Raw genomic sequence first — 2,088 nt, forward strand, 5'->3', positions numbered from 1 at the left:
GTCACAGCATAAGGCCGATAGGCGCGCACCTCGTCGGCCATGACGCCGACCTGTTCACCGCCGCCCCAGAGATATTCGAACACGTACTTCGTCAGGCCGTTGGCAAAGGTGCCGATTGCGCGGATGTTCTTCTTCAGGCGGCGGTCCGAAAACTTGATCAGGTTCGCGCCCAATCCGAACAGACCGCCCATCAAATCGCTGCTACTGCTGGCGTCCTGCTGCCACTTCTGGAGCTGCTGATTGTAGTTGGTGTTGATCAGCCCCGCCGTGTCGGTCGTCGGGATGGTCGGCATGTTCGCGTTGACGAAGTTCGGCTGGCTGACCTGTGAGCCCGAGAGCAGCGCCGTCAGGTTGTTGATCGGGGCCGAATTCTGGGCCAAGGCCTCCTGCACCGCCTGCCCGCGACCGGACAGCAGCAACGAATTGTAGGCGTCGTTTTCTCCCTGGTCCTGGATGTTCTGCGCCTGGGCGTAGTTATCCGAACCGGGACGGATGCCGCGATTGATCAAGTCGGCTTCGTTCGCCTGTCGGCGAGCATCGAGCGCCGGCTGAAGGCGCTTCATGCCGAGATCCATCAACCGGCCTTCGGTTGCGTCGTTGGACAGGTCGACCGGCTTGGCGAGCCAATCCTTCAGAAACGACGATTGGCCGGCCGCCAGTTCGCCCAGGTTCAGCTTTGCCTGGTCGGTCTGGTCTTTAATCGCCTGACCGGTTCCCGACAACGTTTGCGTGGCCGTGTAGGTCGGGATGTCATAGGACTTGCCCGTGTAGGGATCATTCCATTTGTACGTTCCCGTCTGGGAATAGTTCAGCGAGCCATCGGGCGTCACCTGATTGACGTTGCCGAGGTTGGCATTCGCAATCGCGGTGCCGACGTTCGTTGCGGTCGACGCTGCTGATGTCTCTTTCGGGTCGGGCGGCGCGGGAGCGTCTGGGGCACACATGGTCAGGGTCTCCTAGAGAAAATAGGTCATGGCGATTGCCGACCGCTTGAAGCCCACGCGCTCGCACATCTTTGCAACGCGTAGATCGGTGGCGATGGTGACGTGCGCCCTGACGCAGCCGCGCGCTTTCAGTTCAGTCAGAATATGCTTGGTGAAGCGGCGGCCGATGCCGTTGCGATGGTCCGGCCGCATGTAAATCGTGTCTTCTTGGGCGATCATCTCGGAATTGTGCATGTCCTGGGTGATCCAGATGAAGGCGTACCCCACGGCCTCGCCATCGCCGGTCCTGACCAGAAAGCAGAGCAGATGCCCGGCGGCGCCGTAGACGTTCAGGCGCGGCTTGAATTCGCCGATCGTCATCCCTTCGCCAGCCATCCGAGCTTGCATCTCGCCATAGTGAGTCCGGCACATGGGTTCCAGCTCGGGCCATGCGGCGTTGAAATTCTCGATACTGATGGCGTAGTCAGACAACGACGCCTCCCGTTTCAAAAGTGACATCGAGCTGAACGAATTCGGTGACTGGGCGCTGGTTCAGAAATCCGGTGATTTGCAGTTGCGGCTGCATGACATATCCGGTCTTGCCGATCGAAATCCATTGCCCGCCGCCTACCGATGCAACAGGCTGCGCCTGGTCCCACTTCGCGACATCCCACTGGCCCGAATCCCACAGGTCCGCCGTGCCGCCATCCGCCGCCGGAGGGGCTGGCGGCAGACTGACGGAATAGTTGACCGAGAAAGAGATTTTCGGGCTGTAGGGCGTGGCGCTGAGAAAGGTCGGGCGCGCCTGGTGAACGGTCTTCAAGCCGCCCAGAGACTTCATGTGATCCGGGTTGCCGACATAGGTATAGTAAATCGGCAAGCCGTTATCATTGCCCGCAATCTCGGCCTCGAAAACCGTGCCGTCATTGGTACCGAAATAGAGGCGGCTGTCATGCAGTTCGATGCAGCGCGTGGCCCATCCGACGAACTTACACCAAGCCCCGGTTTCGAGATTGACGACGAACGACCATGCTTCCTGTCCGGCCGCCGTCACCGGCAACGCGACAATCGCATAGTTCATGTCCGGCCACTTGATGATCTCCCACGGCAGGGAAAGCCGGCGAGCAGCCTCACGCTTCCAATCCGGTTCGATATTGCGGGAGAT

At 60.2% G+C, this 2,088-nt stretch carries 2 protein-coding genes and 1 pseudogene; all 3 read right to left on the bottom strand.

The genetic code is table 11. The features are described from left to right. The coding region (locus tag EN964_RS32670) for a tail fiber domain-containing protein (protein WP_164776232.1) at positions 1–830 on the bottom strand (830 nt) is incomplete at its 3' end. A gap of 126 nt (positions 831–956) precedes the next feature. After that, positions 957–1,433 carry a GNAT family N-acetyltransferase gene (locus EN964_RS32675; RefSeq protein WP_164765391.1) on the bottom strand — a complete coding sequence of 159 codons (477 nt, stop codon included), beginning with the start codon at positions 1,431–1,433 and terminating at the stop codon, positions 957–959. Next, positions 1,408–2,088: pseudogene (locus EN964_RS32680) on the bottom strand (hypothetical protein); the annotation flags it as partial. The gene EN964_RS32675 and the pseudogene EN964_RS32680, both read right to left, overlap by 26 nt.

Origin of the sequence: Mesorhizobium sp. M7A.F.Ca.CA.001.10.2.1, from assembly GCF_003998575.1 — a bacterium.
Lineage (GTDB): Bacteria > Pseudomonadota > Alphaproteobacteria > Rhizobiales > Rhizobiaceae > Mesorhizobium.